This window comes from Brevundimonas aurantiaca (assembly GCF_904830995.1).
Classification (GTDB): Bacteria; Pseudomonadota; Alphaproteobacteria; order Caulobacterales; family Caulobacteraceae; genus Brevundimonas; species Brevundimonas aurantiaca.
On the sequence record NZ_CAJGVD010000001.1, the window covers coordinates 1,809,573 to 1,823,121 of the forward strand.

General features: G+C 68.3%; 14 protein-coding genes and 1 tRNA gene. 10 read left to right on the plus strand and 5 right to left on the minus strand.

All coding sequences use genetic code 11. From position 1 onward, the window contains the following. Nucleotides 1-81 precede the first annotated feature (81 nt). The 4 genes from JMT67_RS08980 to JMT67_RS08995 all read left to right on the plus strand — a co-directional run bounded on the left by JMT67_RS08980 (nt 82) and on the right by JMT67_RS08995 (nt 2,754). Nucleotides 82-933, plus strand: coding sequence for a hypothetical protein (locus JMT67_RS08980; RefSeq protein ID WP_201463275.1), 852 nt, complete (start codon nt 82-84; stop codon nt 931-933). Between the two features lie 47 nt (nt 934-980). Further along, entirely contained in the window at nt 981-2,000 is a 1,020-nt protein-coding gene (locus JMT67_RS08985) for a fumarylacetoacetate hydrolase family protein (RefSeq protein ID WP_201463276.1), read from the plus strand. A 51-nt stretch (nt 2,001-2,051) separates the two neighbouring features. Next, entirely contained in the window at nt 2,052-2,600 is a 549-nt protein-coding gene (locus JMT67_RS08990) for a CcdC protein domain-containing protein (RefSeq protein ID WP_152949090.1), read from the plus strand. 69 nt (nt 2,601-2,669) lie between these two features. Next, nucleotides 2,670-2,754 (plus strand) — tRNA-Leu (locus tag JMT67_RS08995). 58 nt (nt 2,755-2,812) lie between these two features. Here JMT67_RS08995 and JMT67_RS09000 read toward each other — a convergent pair. The 4 genes from JMT67_RS09000 to JMT67_RS09015 all read right to left on the minus strand — a co-directional run bounded on the left by JMT67_RS09000 (nt 2,813) and on the right by JMT67_RS09015 (nt 7,605). Beyond that, a complete protein-coding gene (locus JMT67_RS09000; RefSeq protein WP_201463277.1) occupies nt 2,813-3,712 on the minus strand; it encodes a manganese catalase family protein in 900 nt (299 codons plus the stop codon). A 26-nt stretch (nt 3,713-3,738) separates the two neighbouring features. Then, nucleotides 3,739-4,260, minus strand: a complete 522-nt coding sequence (locus JMT67_RS09005; protein ID WP_224764388.1) for a ferritin-like domain-containing protein — start codon at nt 4,258-4,260, stop codon at nt 3,739-3,741. Nucleotides 4,261-4,597: 337 nt separating this feature from the next. Continuing rightward, nucleotides 4,598-5,494, minus strand: a complete 897-nt coding sequence (locus tag JMT67_RS09010; RefSeq protein WP_201463278.1) for an alpha/beta hydrolase — start codon at nt 5,492-5,494, stop codon at nt 4,598-4,600. A gap of 77 nt (nt 5,495-5,571) precedes the next feature. Continuing rightward, complete coding sequence (locus JMT67_RS09015) at nt 5,572-7,605, minus strand: AsmA family protein (RefSeq protein WP_201464019.1); 2,034 nt, start codon at nt 7,603-7,605, stop codon at nt 5,572-5,574. Nucleotides 7,606-7,804: 199 nt separating this feature from the next. On the opposite strand from JMT67_RS09015, the gene JMT67_RS09020 reads away from it, so the two are divergent. Then, a complete protein-coding gene (locus JMT67_RS09020) occupies nt 7,805-8,158 on the plus strand; it encodes a hypothetical protein (RefSeq protein WP_054764123.1) in 354 nt (117 codons plus the stop codon). 81 nt (nt 8,159-8,239) lie between these two features. On the opposite strand, the gene JMT67_RS09025 is transcribed toward JMT67_RS09020, so the two are convergent. After that, nucleotides 8,240-10,363 carry an alpha/beta hydrolase family protein gene (locus JMT67_RS09025; RefSeq protein ID WP_183217902.1) on the minus strand — a complete coding sequence of 708 codons (2,124 nt, stop codon included), beginning with the start codon at nt 10,361-10,363 and terminating at the stop codon, nt 8,240-8,242. 111 nt (nt 10,364-10,474) lie between these two features. Between JMT67_RS09025 and JMT67_RS09030 the strand changes: the two genes are divergently transcribed. Genes JMT67_RS09030 through amgK form a run of 5 tightly spaced genes read left to right on the plus strand, consistent with a single transcriptional unit; the run spans nt 10,475 to nt 13,534 of the window. Then, on the plus strand, nt 10,475-10,717 hold the full coding sequence (locus tag JMT67_RS09030) for a type II toxin-antitoxin system Phd/YefM family antitoxin (RefSeq protein ID WP_054764125.1): 243 nt from the start codon (nt 10,475-10,477) through the stop codon (nt 10,715-10,717). Next, nucleotides 10,714-11,097, plus strand: a complete 384-nt coding sequence (locus JMT67_RS09035; protein WP_201463279.1) for a type II toxin-antitoxin system VapC family toxin — start codon at nt 10,714-10,716, stop codon at nt 11,095-11,097. Before JMT67_RS09030 ends, JMT67_RS09035 begins: the two co-directional genes overlap by 4 nt. Nucleotides 11,098-11,137: 40 nt before the next feature. Further along, nucleotides 11,138-11,995 (plus strand): GNAT family N-acetyltransferase, encoded by an 858-nt coding sequence (locus JMT67_RS09040; protein ID WP_201463280.1) that lies wholly within the window; start codon nt 11,138-11,140, stop codon nt 11,993-11,995. Beyond that, on the plus strand, nt 11,992-12,450 hold the full coding sequence (tsaE, locus tag JMT67_RS09045; protein WP_201463281.1) for a tRNA (adenosine(37)-N6)-threonylcarbamoyltransferase complex ATPase subunit type 1 TsaE: 459 nt from the start codon (nt 11,992-11,994) through the stop codon (nt 12,448-12,450). The genes JMT67_RS09040 and tsaE overlap by 4 nt, the downstream gene beginning before the upstream one ends. After that, nucleotides 12,437-13,534, plus strand: coding sequence for an N-acetylmuramate/N-acetylglucosamine kinase AmgK (amgK, locus tag JMT67_RS09050; protein WP_201463282.1), 1,098 nt, complete (start codon nt 12,437-12,439; stop codon nt 13,532-13,534). The genes tsaE and amgK overlap by 14 nt, the downstream gene beginning before the upstream one ends. Nucleotides 13,535-13,549 lie beyond the last annotated feature (15 nt).

Sequence of the window (13,549 nt, forward strand, 5' to 3'; positions counted from 1 at the left end):
CTGTCGTTAACCTTTTTCTTGGCCCGGCTTCGCCGCTGCGGCATCATGGTTCGGCGAACAACGGGTCAGACAGGGTGCGGCATGTCGGCGAGCGTCTCCAACTATCCGCAGGATTTCCAGACACCCGATCCGGCGGCGTTAGAACCCGTTGACTCCACTCTATTCCTTGGCGTCCACCCGCTGCTGCTCCTGCTGCTGGCGGCCCTGATCCTGGGTCTGACGGTCCTGGCCTGGCGGGCCGGCAAGGGCGCCTCGACCACCCAGGCCGACGCCGCCGAATCAATCTGGCGCGCCATCGACCGCGCCTGCCACGCGGCCATGACCGCCAACAGCGACGCCCTGGTCGGCGCCGCCAAGGCCCTGCGCGCCACCTATGACGACTGCCTGGGCGCCGTCGTCGTCCTGGCCGAGGGGCCGTCCAAGCCTCTGAAAGCCGTCGATCACGCCCTGAAGGGCCGGATCAAGGAGACGGTCAAACCGAAGGAAGAGACGCCCCCGCAAGAGCCGACGGCCAAGCCCGACCAAGAAGCCCACCGTCCGTCCCCCCCTCACCCCGCCGTCCCGGCCAATGTGACCGTGGTCTCCAACAGCCATGTGGTCATCAAGGGCGACCGGGTGGAGCACGGCCCCGCCGATGAATCCGGCCCCGCCCAAGCCCCGGCGTCGCCGTGCTGGACAAGCCCCTACGCCCCGCTCCCGCCCACGCCCGTCCCGCCGCCCGCACCCGCTCCCGCCAAACCGGTCGAGAAGGAGATCGAGCGAGAGATGACAAAGGCCGAACAGCTGGCCGCCCTGCGCGAGGCCGTGGCCCAGTTCAACGACCACTGGTGCCGCCGCAAGGAGCGGATCGAGGAACTGCGCGCCGCCCACCGCCAGCTGTCCACGCCGCGCCCCGGCGGCCAGACGCCCGGCCACGGCCGCAGCGCCCACTGATCCCTCCCTCTGTTCCCCCGGGCGCGATTTCGGTCTAGGCGTGGGGCATGAAACTCGCCTCGCTCAAGCACGGCCGCGACGGCCGCCTCGTGGTCGTCTCGCAGGACCTGCACTGGTTCACCGACGCCTTTCTGATCGCCCCCACGCTCCAGGCGGCTCTGGACGACTGGGCCCGCTGCGGCCCCCAGTTGGCGGCCCTGGCCGAGAGCCTGGAGCATGAGGCCGTGCCGCGCGGCCGTTTCCACGAAAGGGACGCCGCCTCTCCCCTGCCCCGCGCCTATCAGTGGGCCGACGGCTCGGCCTATGTGAACCATGTCGAACTGGTGCGCCGCGCCCGCGGCGCAGAAATGCCCGAAAGCTTCTGGACCGACCCCCTGATGTATCAGGGCGGCTCCGACGGCTTCCTGGCGCCCCGCGATCCCATCCCGCTGGCCGATCCGGCCTGGGGCTGCGACCTTGAGGCCGAGATCGTGGTCGTGACCGGCGACGTGTCCCAGGGCGCGACGCGGGACGAGGCCCTGGCCGCCGTCCGCCTGGTCGGCCTGGTCAACGACGTCTCCCTGCGCAATCTGATCCCGGCCGAACTGGCCAAGGGTTTCGGCTTCGTCCAGTCCAAGCCCTCAAGCGCCCTCTCGCCCGTCTTCGTCACGCCCGACGCCCTGGGCGACCGCTGGAAGGACGGCAAGCTGCACGGAACCCTGTCGGTTCAGCTGAACGGCAAGGACTTCGGCAAGGCCGACGCCGGGGTCGACATGACCTTCGACTTCGGAACCCTGATCGCCCATCTGGCCAAGACCCGGTCCCTGTCGGCCGGAACGATCATCGGCTCGGGCACGGTGTCCAACCGCGACGCCGACGGCGGACCCGGCAAGCCGGTCACGGAAGGCGGCCTGGGCTATTCCTGCATCGCCGAGGTCCGCACGGTCGAGACGATCCTGCGCGGCGCGCCCGAAACCCCCTTCCTGACCCACGGCGACACGGTGCGGATCGAGATGCTGGACGATCATCACCGCTCCATCTTCGGCGCCATCGAACAAACGGTGGCCCCGCTTCCGGCCGGGTCCTGACGGGTGTAGGCTGGGCCGCGTCGGCTTCCGGGGGGAGGCCCGGAGAACGACATGCCGCCTGAAAAACTGATCCCGCTTCTGGTCTTCCCGGCCGTCCTGGCGCTTGTCCTGCTGCGGAACCGGCGGCGGCGGCCGCTGAAGCTGAAGTTCATCTGGGTGACGCCTGCGGTGGTCCTGCCGCTGATCGCGCTTGGCCTTTGGGGTTCGACCCAGGCGCCCGGCGCGGTCCACGCGCCGTTCGGCCCCGCCGGCTGGGCGATCCTGGCCTTGGGCGGACTGTTGGGGGGCTTGGCCGGCTGGTATCGCGGCAAGACGGTGGTCATCGAAAAGGAGCCGGACGGCAGCCTCATGGCTCAGGCCTCGCCCCTGGGGCTGATCCTGCTGGTCGCCCTGTTCGCGGGCCGCACGGCCCTGCGCGACCTGATCGAAGGTCATGCGGCCCAGTGGCATCTGAACGCAATGGCCGTGACCGACGCCTTCCTGGTCTTCGCCATGGGGCTGATCGTCATGCAGCGGGTCGAAATCTATATTCGCGCCAAACGCATCCTCGCCGGCGGGACCGACGCCCATGTGGAGGTCGCGGCGCCGCCCGCCGCTTGACGGTGGGCCGACGCCGACGCGGTTGAATTGCGGCCGAGGCCGGTATAGGAGCGGTGCCTTCGCGCCTGTGCGGGTGTGGTGGAATTGGTAGACGCGCTGGACTCAAAATCCAGTTCCGAGAGGAGTGTCGGTTCGAGCCCGACCACCCGCACCAAAGATCAGATCCGGCGGACGCCGCCGCAGCCGCGCCCGCCGCCTCTCTTCTCGTCTCTTCAGTCTTCGATCGGGGTCGTCCGACCTGCGCCCGCCCCTGCGCCCAGGTCCGCGCCGGTCACGGGGTCGGACTCGGGGTCCGACATGGTCCGGCTCATGAAGGCTTCCACCGCCTTGACCGCCTTGGCGTCCATCTCGACCGTGGCGTGGCCGTCGCCGCCGTCCACCGCCATCTGCATCTCGCGATCGGACACCACCTCCCACTGCTCGCCCTCGTTCCAGGGACCGGAGGCGTCGCCTTCGCCTTGGGACATGTTGTAATATTTGTCGGCGAACTCCGGCCGGCCGGGGATCTTGCCGGGAGGGAAGTTGGCGGGGATGGCGTAGAGCGCCTTTTCGAACGACTTCTGGTGCGCCACTTCGCGCGTCATCAGGAAGGACAGGGCGTCCTTGATCCCCGGATCGTCGGTGACGTTGATCAGTCGTTCATAGACGATCTTGGCGCGAGCCTCGGCGGCGATGTTGGAGCGCAGGTCGCAGGCCGGATCGCCGATGGAGTCGATATAGGCGGCCGTCCACGGCACGCCGGACGAGTTCACCAGGGCCGTGCCGCCGCCATAGAGGATCGACATGGTGTGGCTGTCTCCGCCGGAGGTCATGCTGGCGTAGAGATCCGCCTCTTCCTCGGCCGCCTCAGCCAGCTTGCCCTTGGCGCCGCGGTTCAGCATGGCGACGATGGAGCCGATGACTTCCAGATGGCTCAGTTCCTCGGTCGCGATGTCCATCAGCATGTCGCGCCGATTGACGTCCTCGTCGGCCAGGCCCTGGGTGAAGTAGCGCATGGCCGCCGCCAGCTCGCCCTGCGGCCCGCCGAACTGCTCCAGCATCAGGGTGGCCAGGCCGGGGTTCGGCTCCGCCACCCGCACCGTATACATCAGCTTCTTGTTGTGCATGAACATGGGTCAATCCTTGATTGCGTAGCCGATCAACGGCTGGGGTTTTCGCCGTCGCGTTTCAGACGCAGATATTTCTCGGTCAGGGTCGGCAGGCTCTCGTCGACCCAGCGGGCCATCCGCTGCTCCTCCTCCAGGGTCGCAGCGAGCGGATCGAGCGCTGAGGTATAGTCGCCGTGCCGGGCCAGGAGGATCAGCCCCTTGTAGACGGCCGCCTCATAGTTCTCGAAGGCGAAGTTGGCGAAGGCGTTCTTCAGGATCTCGTCCTCGGCGAAGACATGGCCCATGGCCGCCATTGATCCGCCCAGCGAAAGGGCGGCGTCCTTCAGGCCGGAAGGCGTCTCGTCAAACTGTCCCAGCAGCTGTTCCAGCCGGGTGATCTGCTGTTCGGTCTCGGCCCGGTGCGCCGTCAGCTGATCGGCGACCTCGGTGAAGTTCTTGGCGCGTTCGATCTGACGGTCCATCAGGGCCAGGGCCTGATGTTCGACCCCATGGGCGTTCTTCAGTCCGGTCACGAACACCTCGCGCCAGACGTCATCTGTCATCACAGCCATACATCCGCTCCTTGATTGGGATGCGGAGGTAACCGGACCTGCCGGCCGATGTTTCCGGGTGTCGAATAGCGGACGCGCCGGAACGATCGCCGCCGTAATGCGCGTGCCGGACGGCCGGACCTGTGATGTGGAAGGGTCGCCTCTGCGGCGCGATCGGGGCGGCGATTACGCCGGGCCGACACTGCACGGCCTGTACCGGAGCCAGTCAGGTTCGGCGCGTCGCCGCGTCGGAGCCAGTCAGGTTCGGAACAGGCCGTGGAAGATCGAGGTACGATACAGGTTCGACCTGCGAAGGCTTTTGCCACTAAGTCGCAGTGTTGAAAAGATGCTTTTGTGCTTAAGCAAGTGTTTCGTCGTCCCGGTCCAAGGCGCGTCGCAGGAATCCGGTCACATCCTTCAAAACCGGGGCCTTGGCGCGAAACAGGGGCGAGAAGCTCGCCACCAGATCGGCGTGATCCAGGCCGGGATAGAGCTTGGCCTCAGACCGGCCGCCGACGGCGCGCTGGCGCGCGTGCAGCAGGCGGGTGTCCTCGTCATGGACCACGACGTCCGCCGTGCCGTGGCCCAGCCAGATCGGCGGAGCGTCGGGGCGGACGAAGGTGATCGGCTGGGTCAGGGTCGGATCGGGCGCCCGGCCGAAGGCGTTGCGGGACGCCGCCACATCGAAGGGCAGAAAGTCGTAAGGTCCCGCCAGACCGGCCGCGGCCCGGATCAGGTCCGGCCGCTCGACCGCCGCCATATAGCGCCGATCCAGGGTGATCATCATCGCCAGATAGGCGCCCGCCGAATGGCCCAGCACGCCCAGGCGGCGCGGCTCCCCGCCGTGGTCCGCCGCCGCCTCGGCCGCTGCAGCCGTCGCGGCGGCGGCGTCCTGAACGAAGGCGGGAAAGACCACCTGCGGAACCAGACGATAGTCCGGCAGGGCGACGACGAACCCCTGGGCCGCCAGGGCCTGCGCCGCCCAGCCATACAGGTCGCGCGACCCCGAATCCCAGCCCCCGCCATAGAAGAAGACCAGGACCGGATGGGGACCCGGCGCCTTGGGCGCATAGAGGTCCATGCGCTGGCGCGGGTCGTCGCCGTAAGGCAGGTCGCGCGCCACGCGACGCGCGCCGGCATCCCGCGGCCCCAGGCTGTTCAACAGGCCGAGCGGCGAAAGCGCCGGCGAGCTCAGGGGCGAACAGGCCGCCGCCACCAGTCCCAGGGCGGGCGCGAAAAAGCCCCGACGCGTCATCTGATCCGATCCATGGACCTCAATACGCCCGGCGATGCGGATCGGCTCAACAGCTTGCGGAATCTTTCTGAAACACCCTAGCGCGCGCCGGCGATCAGCTGGCCGCAGTTGGCGTCCTCCGCCAGACCGGGATCGACGAAGGCGAACAGGGCCGTCACCGGCGCCGCCACCGTGGCCAAGAGGCCGGCCAAGCCGCCCTGGCTCGCCACCGCGCCGACGTCCACCCCGACGCGGGGCGCCGTCAGCGGCCCCTGGACGGTGATGGGCGCCCAGACCCGCAGCAGACGCGGCTTCTTGGACTCGCCGTCGATCCGCAGGTTCAGCGTCTCCTGCCCCAGGTCGATCGTCCCCCCGCCCTGAGCCAGCACCACATCGGTGTCGATGACCAGGGTCTTGGCGGTGGCCGTCCCGCCGCTGACGTTGAAATCGGCGACGGCGCAGCGGATCTGGGCGGTCGACTGATCTCCGCTCAGCAGCTTCAACAGACCCGCGCTGGCGTTGATGCCCAACAGTTCGGCGAAGGCGGCCCGCATCCGCCCGTCCGGCACGACCAGGCTGATCGTGCCCTTGGACGAGGCGGCGAACTGGTGGACCGAGGCGCCCGGCCCCTCCAGTCGGGCGCGACCCAGGGCGCGACCCGTCAGCGGCGGCGCGCCGTTCCGGGCGGGCATGATGGACTCCAGAGGATAGCCGCTCAGCCGCAGGTCGACACGGCTGTAGGGCCGCGCCTGGGTGGCGTCGATCCGCGCCGTCCCGTTCAGCGCCCCGCGATTGAAGTCGAAGCTGATCGGGTCGAGGTTCAATATCCCGTCCTTCAGCTCGGCGCCCAGGTTCACCGCCCGCACGTCCAGCTCATTGGCCTTCACCGCAGCGGCGCGATAGGTCAGGCTGCCGTCCATCTGGCGCAGCCGTTCTGTCTGGAGCGGCGCGTCCGGCAGCAGTTTTCCGCCCTTCGCCACCGGCGCCTCCGTCTCGGTTCCGCGCGCATTGGTGACGGTCCGCGCCCCCAGGACGGCCGCCAGGTCGTCGATGTCCAGACGACGCGACGCCAGTTCGGCCTCGACCCGCAGCCGGCCGCCGCCCTGGACCCGCAGATCGCCGGACAGGTCCGAGGCCCCCACCCGGCCGTCAAAGTCGTTGAAGGTCCAGACGGCCTCGTTTCGCTTCAGCGCGCCGCTCAGCCGATAGGGGGGCGTATTGGGCAGGGTCAGGCCGGTCAGCAGATAGAGGTCCGCCAGATCGCGCCCCTCCAACGTCAGGGTCGCGTCGAACCGACCCAGGTCGAAGGGCCGGGTGACGGCGCCCGTAGCGGTCAGGCTGGAGCCCGCTCCCGCCATCCGGGCCTTGAAGCGATAGGGCCGGTCGCGGCGAATATTGACGAAGGGCCCGCCCTCGATCCGCAGCGTCAGAGGCGACCGGTTGACCGTCCCTTCGCCTTGCAGGAGGAAGCCCGCGTCGCCGTCCGCGCCTTCGTGCGCATCGACGGCCGCATCCAGGGTCATCTTGCGCCGCCGCTCTTCGAACACCAGACGCCCGTCGGTGATGACCAGCTTCTGAATCACCGGCAGTTTCATGCCTTGGCCGTCGTCGGCGTGGTCGGCGTTCAAAGCCCAGCTCTTGCGGCCGTCTTCGGCGGCGATCAGGACCAGCTGCGGCCGGGTGAAGCGCAGCAGGGGCATTTCGACCTGGCCCGCCAGCAGCCGCCGCAACCGCACCGAGGCCTCGACCGTGTCGATTCTGGCCGTGTCGCGATCGCGCGCCCAGTCCGGGCCGCCGATCTTCAGTCCCTGGACCCTGACCGAGGGGGTCCAGCTGAAGAGATGAACATTCAGATCGCCGTCGATGGCGATGTCGCGGTGATATTCCGCCGAGGCCCAACGGCCGATCGGTCCCCTCAGCCGGTTCCAGTCGAAACAGGCCAGAAAGATCAGGACGACGGCGATCAGAAACAGGGTCAGGCCGCCGGCCCACCATTCGGCCGGTCCTGGGCGGCGCACGGCGGCGTAGACGGGATCATTGCGCCTGATCCAGTCGCGTCCCTGGACGGCGCGCGCCTTGGCCGAGGCGGCGCCCGCGCCGATCCGCGTCCTTAAGGCGTTCCAGTTCAACATCTTGGGCAAGGGCCGGCCTCCAGAAGCAGAGACAACGCCCCAAGGCGGTTTTGGCGCCGCCGCCCCTTTCGGGCCCGCCTCATCCGCCTCGATATTGGTCCGTTTACCGCATATTTTTCGCAATAGCTTTACATTGTAGAAAATGCGCGCATATTTGGTCCGAGTCCTGACTTTAATTCAGGCCGTAGGAGGATGCCCGATGACCCGTTTGATCACCCCCGCCCTGATCGCCGCCGCCTTGATCGCGCCCGGTCTGGCGCACGCCCAAACCCAGCCCGAAACGCAGGATAAGCCCCGTCTTCAGGCCGTTCGCGCCGAGCTCGACCGCGCTCAGACGCGCAGCTCTGCCGTCCAGCCGGTGATGATCTGTGAAACCGACGCCGCCACCCGGCGCGCCTACCAGCGCGAGTTCGGCGCCGCGCCCGTCTTCGTCACGGCGGAGGACGCCATGGCCGCGCGCCGGGCGGGTGAACATTGGGCCGCGCCCCGTTGCATGACCGAGCGGCAGTACGAGCGGCTGGTCTCCTCGACCCAGGACCGCGCCGGCCTCTAACCCCGTCGCGCATTAAAAAAGGGGCGCGGCCTTTGCGGCTGCGCCCCTTCGTCGTTCCGGCGTCGTTCCGGAGCACCGCCCCTATTGGGCGGGGGCCAGGTGTTTGTTCAGCCAGCTGAACACCTCATTGTGCCATTGCAGGCTGTTGGCCGGCTTCAGCACCCAGTGGTTCTCGTTCGGGAAGACGATCAGGCGGCTGTCGATGCCACGGCGTTGCAGGGCGGTGAAGGTGGACAGGCCCTGAGCCGTCGGAATGCGGAAGTCCAGATCGCCCTGGACCACCAGCATCGGCGTCTTCCAGTTCTCGACATGGTTGGCCGGGTTGAACTTCTGATAGCCCTCCGGCCTGTCCCACGGCGTGCCGCCGTATTCCCACTCGGTGAACCACAGCTCCTCGGTCGAATAGCCCATGCCGAAGGTGTCGAAGACCCCGTCGTGATTGACCAGGCATTTGAAGGCGTCCGACCAGTTGCCGGCGATCCAGTTGATCATATAGCCGCCGTAGGAGGCCCCCAGGGCGCAGGCGTTGGCGCCGTCCAGGAAGGCGTACTTCGCTTGAGCCGCCGCCCAGCCCTTCTGAAGGTCCTCCAGCGGCCGGTCGCCCCAGTGCTGGCTGATGGCGTCGGTGAAGGCCTGGCCGTAACCGGTCGAGCCGTGGAAATCGATCATCACCACCGCATAGCCGGCGCCGGCGTAGGTTTCGGGATTCCAGCGATAGGACCAGCTGTCGCCGAACGACCCCTGGGGGCCGCCGTGGATCAGGAAGGCGACCGGATATTTGCGACCCTCGACATAGCCGACCGGCTTGATGACATAGCCGTGGACCGTCTCATTGTTCCAGCCGGGGAAGCTGAACTGCTCGTATTCCCCGAAGGCCTTGGCCTCCAGGGCCGGATTGGCCTGGGTCAGGCGACGCGGCGTTTCACGACCCAGATAGGTCTTGAAATACAGATCGCTGGGCGACTTCAGACTGTCCTGGGCGAAGACGAAGCCCGACGGCGTCTGCTGGAAGGCCGAGACATGGCCGGGTCCGGTGACCGGCGTCACCACCCCGTTGCGCGTATCCACCGCGAACAGCTTGGTCGAGCCGACGTCGCCGGCGGTCGTATAAAGCGTCTGGCCGTCGCGCGACCATTGCAGGGTGTCGGCCGAGCGATCCCAGTTCGAGGCGATCTCGCGCTTCTGACCGCTCTGCACGTCCATCAGCACGATCTGATAGCGATCGGCCTCAAAGCCCGGCCGCGCCATGGCGCGATAGGCCAGGGTGCGGCCGTCCGGCGAAAACACCGGGCCCGCGTCCCAGGCCGGATTGTCCTGGGTCAGATTGGTGAAGGTCCCGTCCCCGCTCAGGCCGTTGGTCTTCCACAGGTCGAAATTGGTGCTCCACGGCTCGCTCTTGCCGGCCAGACGCGCCGAAAAGACGATGGAGTCGCCGGCCGGGGTGAAGACGAAGTCGCTTTCGTCGCCGAACGGCTTGGACGGGGTGTCGCCGTCGAAGCCCTTGGTGACCCAGACCGGATTGCCGGTCGCCTGGCCGTTGCGGCCGATCGACTGGACGAACAGGTGGTTCTGGGTGTGGTCATTCCACGTGTCCCAATGGCGCACGAACATCCGGTCATAGACCTGGCCGGTCGACTTCCGCTCTGCCACGGCCTTGCCCATCTCGACCGAGGCGTTCAGGTCGGCCGCGTCCGGATAGACGGCCAGCGACACCGCCACCTTGTCGCCCGAGGGACTGATCCGATAGGCGTTCACGTCCAGCGGCAGGTTCGTCACCTGCACCGGCGCGGCCGTCGGCGAGGCGACGCGCCACACCTGGCTGGTCCCCGACTTGCCCGACAGGAAATACAGATTGCCGTCGGCGCCCCAGCGGGCGGTGTTGGCGCCCTGGTCCGAAATGGCCAGCCGGCGCGGCGCGGCGTCCGGCGTTTCCAGGTCCAATATCCACAGGCTGCCGCTGCGGCGGTTCGCCTCCACATCCGTCGTCGTCACCGAATAGACGACGTAACGGCCGTCCGGCGACACCTGCGGATCGCCCAGCCGGTTGGCCGAGATCATGTCCTGATAGGTGAAGGCGTCAGGCGTCGCGGCCGGCGCCGGAACCGGGGCGGGCGGAACCTGGGCCAGGGCCGGAGCGGCGCTCATCAGGGCGCCCGAGAAGGCGACGGCCGCGCAGGCGGCGAACAGGAGGGAACGGTGGCGCATGAAGCAGTCCTCGCAAAGCTTGCAGCGGCGAGGCGTAGCACCCTCGTTCGCCGGGCGGAAGTTGCTGACAGCTCAGAAGTTAGCTAAGCTGCTTGGACCAAGGAGCGCGACATGACCACCGTCACCGTCCACCACGCCAAGACCCATCTCTCCAAACTGATCGCCGCCGCCGAACGCGGCGAAGAGGTGGTGATCGCCCGCGGCGACAAGCCGGCGGTGCGGATCGTGCCGTTCGAGGCGGCGAAACCTGAACGCAGGCGAGGTCGGCTGAAGGGCATGGGGCGTTTCGACGAGAGCTTTTTTGATCCGCTGCCCGAAGAGGAACTCCGCCTCTGGGAGGGCCGGGGAGATTGAACCTCCTGCTCGATACCCACGCCCTGATGTGGTGGGTTTGGGACGACGAACGGCTGTCGGGCGCAGCCGACGACGCCATCCGGAACGCTGACGCCGTCTTTGTCAGCAGCGTGTCGGCCATCGAGATCGCGATCAAGTTTCGCATCGGCAAGCTGCCGAACGCCCACGCCCTGGCCGAGCAGTTTGCGGACGTCATGCGTCGAGAGGGGTTCGCCGAACTCCCCGTGAGCTGGCGCGAAGCCAGCCTGGCCGGTCGGATGGCGGGCGAGCACCGCGACCCATTCGACCGGCTGCTGATCGCCCAGGGCCTGCTCAACGACCTGCCCCTGGTCTCGAACGAAACCCTGTTCGACGGCTTCGGCGTGGCCCGGCTCTGGTAGGCTTGCTCCCTTTCGCCGAACCGGCGACAAGCGGTCGTCCATGAATTCCGCCGCCCTTCCCGTCCGCCGCTCGCCCCACATCGTCGATGTGCTGATCGCCGAGCGTGCGCCCCGTCTGACCGCCTCGCCGCTGTGGCCGGCGGTGCGCCCGCTGCTCTATTCGATCTTGAACTACAAGGCGGCCGTGCGGATGGCCGACGCGGTGCGTGACCGCTCGGGCTCCGAGAGCCTGGACTATGTGTCGGACCTGCTTCGGCTGAAGGTGACGGCGTCCCCTCTGGACCGCCTGCCCGCGACGGGCCGGTGCGTCGTCGTCGCCAACCATCCGACCGGCATAGCCGACGGAGTCGCGGTCTATGACGCCGTCAAACGGCGCCGTCCCGACGCGGTCTTCTTCGCCAACGCCGACGCCCTGCGCGTCTCGCCGCGACTGGCCGAGACGGTGATCCCGGTCGAATGGGTTCACGACAAACGCACCCGCGAGAAGACCCGCGCCACCCTGAACGCCGCCAAGGCGGCCTTCGAGGCCGAACGCTGCGTGGTCATGTTCCCCGCCGGCCGTCTGGCCCGCGTCGGCGCCGACGGCCTGCTGACCGACCCCGAATGGGCGCCGACCGCCGCCTCCCTGGCGCGGAAATACGGCGCCCCGGTCGTGCCCATGCACGTCGCCGGCCCCTACAGCCGGCTGTTCCACCTGTTCGACAAGGTTTCGCAGGAGCTGCGCGACGTGACCCTGTTCCACGAACTGCTGAACAAGGCGGGCAAGCCTTTCGATATCCTGGTCGGCCGCCCCATCCCGCCCGAACGGCTGGACGTGGACGCCGTAAAGGCCACCGTAGCGCTGAAACATTTCACCGAACGCACCCTGGCCGTCGATCCAGACGCGGTGTTCCCATGAAGGTCGAACTCCCTGACGCCGAGGCCACCACCCGTCTGGGCCAAGTCATCGCCCCCCTTTTGGCGCCGGGCGACAGCCTGCTGCTGTACGGGCCGCTGGGCATGGGCAAGTCCACCCTGGCGCGCGGCCTGATCCGGACCCTGACCACGCCGGACGAGGAGGTGCCGAGCCCCACCTTCACCCTGGTCCAGTTCTATGAATCCGACCTGCCCGTCGCCCATTTCGACCTCTATCGCCTGACCCGACCGGAAGAGGCGTTCGAGATCGGCCTGGACGAGGCCCTGGACGAGGGCTGCGCCCTCATTGAATGGCCCGAGCGGCTGGGCGAGGATCCGGGCCGGTTCTTGGGGCCCGACCGGCTGATCATCGAAATTTCCGAACACGGCGACGGCCGTGTTGCGACCGTTTCCGGCGTAGGCCGGTGGGAAGACCTGATCGACCATGTCCGTCTCTGATCGCGAACAGCTTCGCCTCGACTTCCTGGCCGCCGCCGGCCTGGCCGAGGCTGCGCGCGCGCCTCTGCCGGGCGACGCCTCGACGCGGCGCTACGAACGGCTGACCCCGCCGGGCGGCCCCACCCTGATGCTGATGGACCAGGCGCCCGCCGCCGAGAGCCCGCCCGCCGATCCGGCCTGGACGCCCGAGCAGCGTCACGCCGCAGGCTGGAACGCCGTCGCCCGCCTTTCGGCCGGTCGGATCGAGGCCTTCGCCGCCGTCGCCGCCCATCTGAAGTCGTTGGGTCTGTCCGCGCCTGAAATCCCGGCCTTGGACGCGCCCAACGGCCTGGCGGTGCTGGAGGATTTTGGCGACGCCCTGTTCGCCCGCGTCATCGAGGACGGCGCCGAGGAGACGCCCCTCTATCTGACCGCCATCGAGGCCCTGGCCGCCCTGCACGAGGCCGGGACCCCGCCTGAGGTGCTGACCGGTCCCGGCGGCGACTGGCCGCTCCTGACCTATGACGAGACGGCGCTCCAGGGCGGGGCCGATCTGTTCATCGACTGGTTGCCCCGTCTGGACGCGCGCGTCGCCTTCGACGCCGCCGCCGTGGCGGAGTGGCGAGAGGCCTGGGCGCCGATCGTCGCCTCGGGCGCGGGCGGCGCCTCGGTCATGGCCCATCGCGACTATCACGCCGAGAACCTGATCTGGCTGCCCGAGCGTGAAGGCCCCGCCCGCGTCGGCATGATCGACTTCCAGGACGCGGTGCGCGCCCACCCGTCCTGGGATCTGCACTCCCTCCTTCAGGACGCCCGCCGCGACGTGTCGCCGGCGCTGGAGGCCGAGGCCCTGGACCGCTATTTCGCCCTGCGCCCCCAGGTGGACCGCGCCGCCTTCATGGCCGACTACGCGGGGCTCGCCGCCCTGAACGAGGCGCGGATCATCGGCATCTTCGCCCGGCTGATCGCGCGCGACGGCAAGCCCCGTTATCGTCAGTTCCTGCCGCGCATGTGGCGGCATCTGAACGCCAATCTGGACCAGCCGGCCCTGGCGCCCGTCGCCCGCTGGTTCGACTGTTACGTTCCTGCCGAGGCGCGCGCATGACCCACGCTCCCAAGA

Coding starts and splice junctions, on each gene's coding strand:
- JMT67_RS08980 (WP_201463275.1), top strand. CDS start 82: ATGTCGGCGAGCGTCTCCAACTATCCGCAGGATTTCCAGACACCCGAT.
- JMT67_RS08985 (WP_201463276.1), top strand. CDS start 981: ATGAAACTCGCCTCGCTCAAGCACGGCCGCGACGGCCGCCTCGTGGTC.
- JMT67_RS09005 (WP_224764388.1), bottom strand. CDS start 4,260: ATGGCTGTGATGACAGATGACGTCTGGCGCGAGGTGTTCGTGACCGGA.
- JMT67_RS09000 (WP_201463277.1), bottom strand. CDS start 3,712: ATGTTCATGCACAACAAGAAGCTGATGTATACGGTGCGGGTGGCGGAG.
- JMT67_RS09030 (WP_054764125.1), top strand. CDS start 10,475: ATGACCACCGTCACCGTCCACCACGCCAAGACCCATCTCTCCAAACTG.
- tsaE (WP_201463281.1), top strand. CDS start 11,992: ATGAAGGTCGAACTCCCTGACGCCGAGGCCACCACCCGTCTGGGCCAA.
- JMT67_RS09040 (WP_201463280.1), top strand. CDS start 11,138: ATGAATTCCGCCGCCCTTCCCGTCCGCCGCTCGCCCCACATCGTCGAT.
- JMT67_RS09015 (WP_201464019.1), bottom strand. CDS start 7,605: ATGTTGAACTGGAACGCCTTAAGGACGCGGATCGGCGCGGGCGCCGCC.
- JMT67_RS09010 (WP_201463278.1), bottom strand. CDS start 5,494: ATGACGCGTCGGGGCTTTTTCGCGCCCGCCCTGGGACTGGTGGCGGCG.
- JMT67_RS08990 (WP_152949090.1), top strand. CDS start 2,052: ATGCCGCCTGAAAAACTGATCCCGCTTCTGGTCTTCCCGGCCGTCCTG.
- JMT67_RS09025 (WP_183217902.1), bottom strand. CDS start 10,363: ATGCGCCACCGTTCCCTCCTGTTCGCCGCCTGCGCGGCCGTCGCCTTC.
- JMT67_RS09020 (WP_054764123.1), top strand. CDS start 7,805: ATGACCCGTTTGATCACCCCCGCCCTGATCGCCGCCGCCTTGATCGCG.
- amgK (WP_201463282.1), top strand. CDS start 12,437: ATGTCCGTCTCTGATCGCGAACAGCTTCGCCTCGACTTCCTGGCCGCC.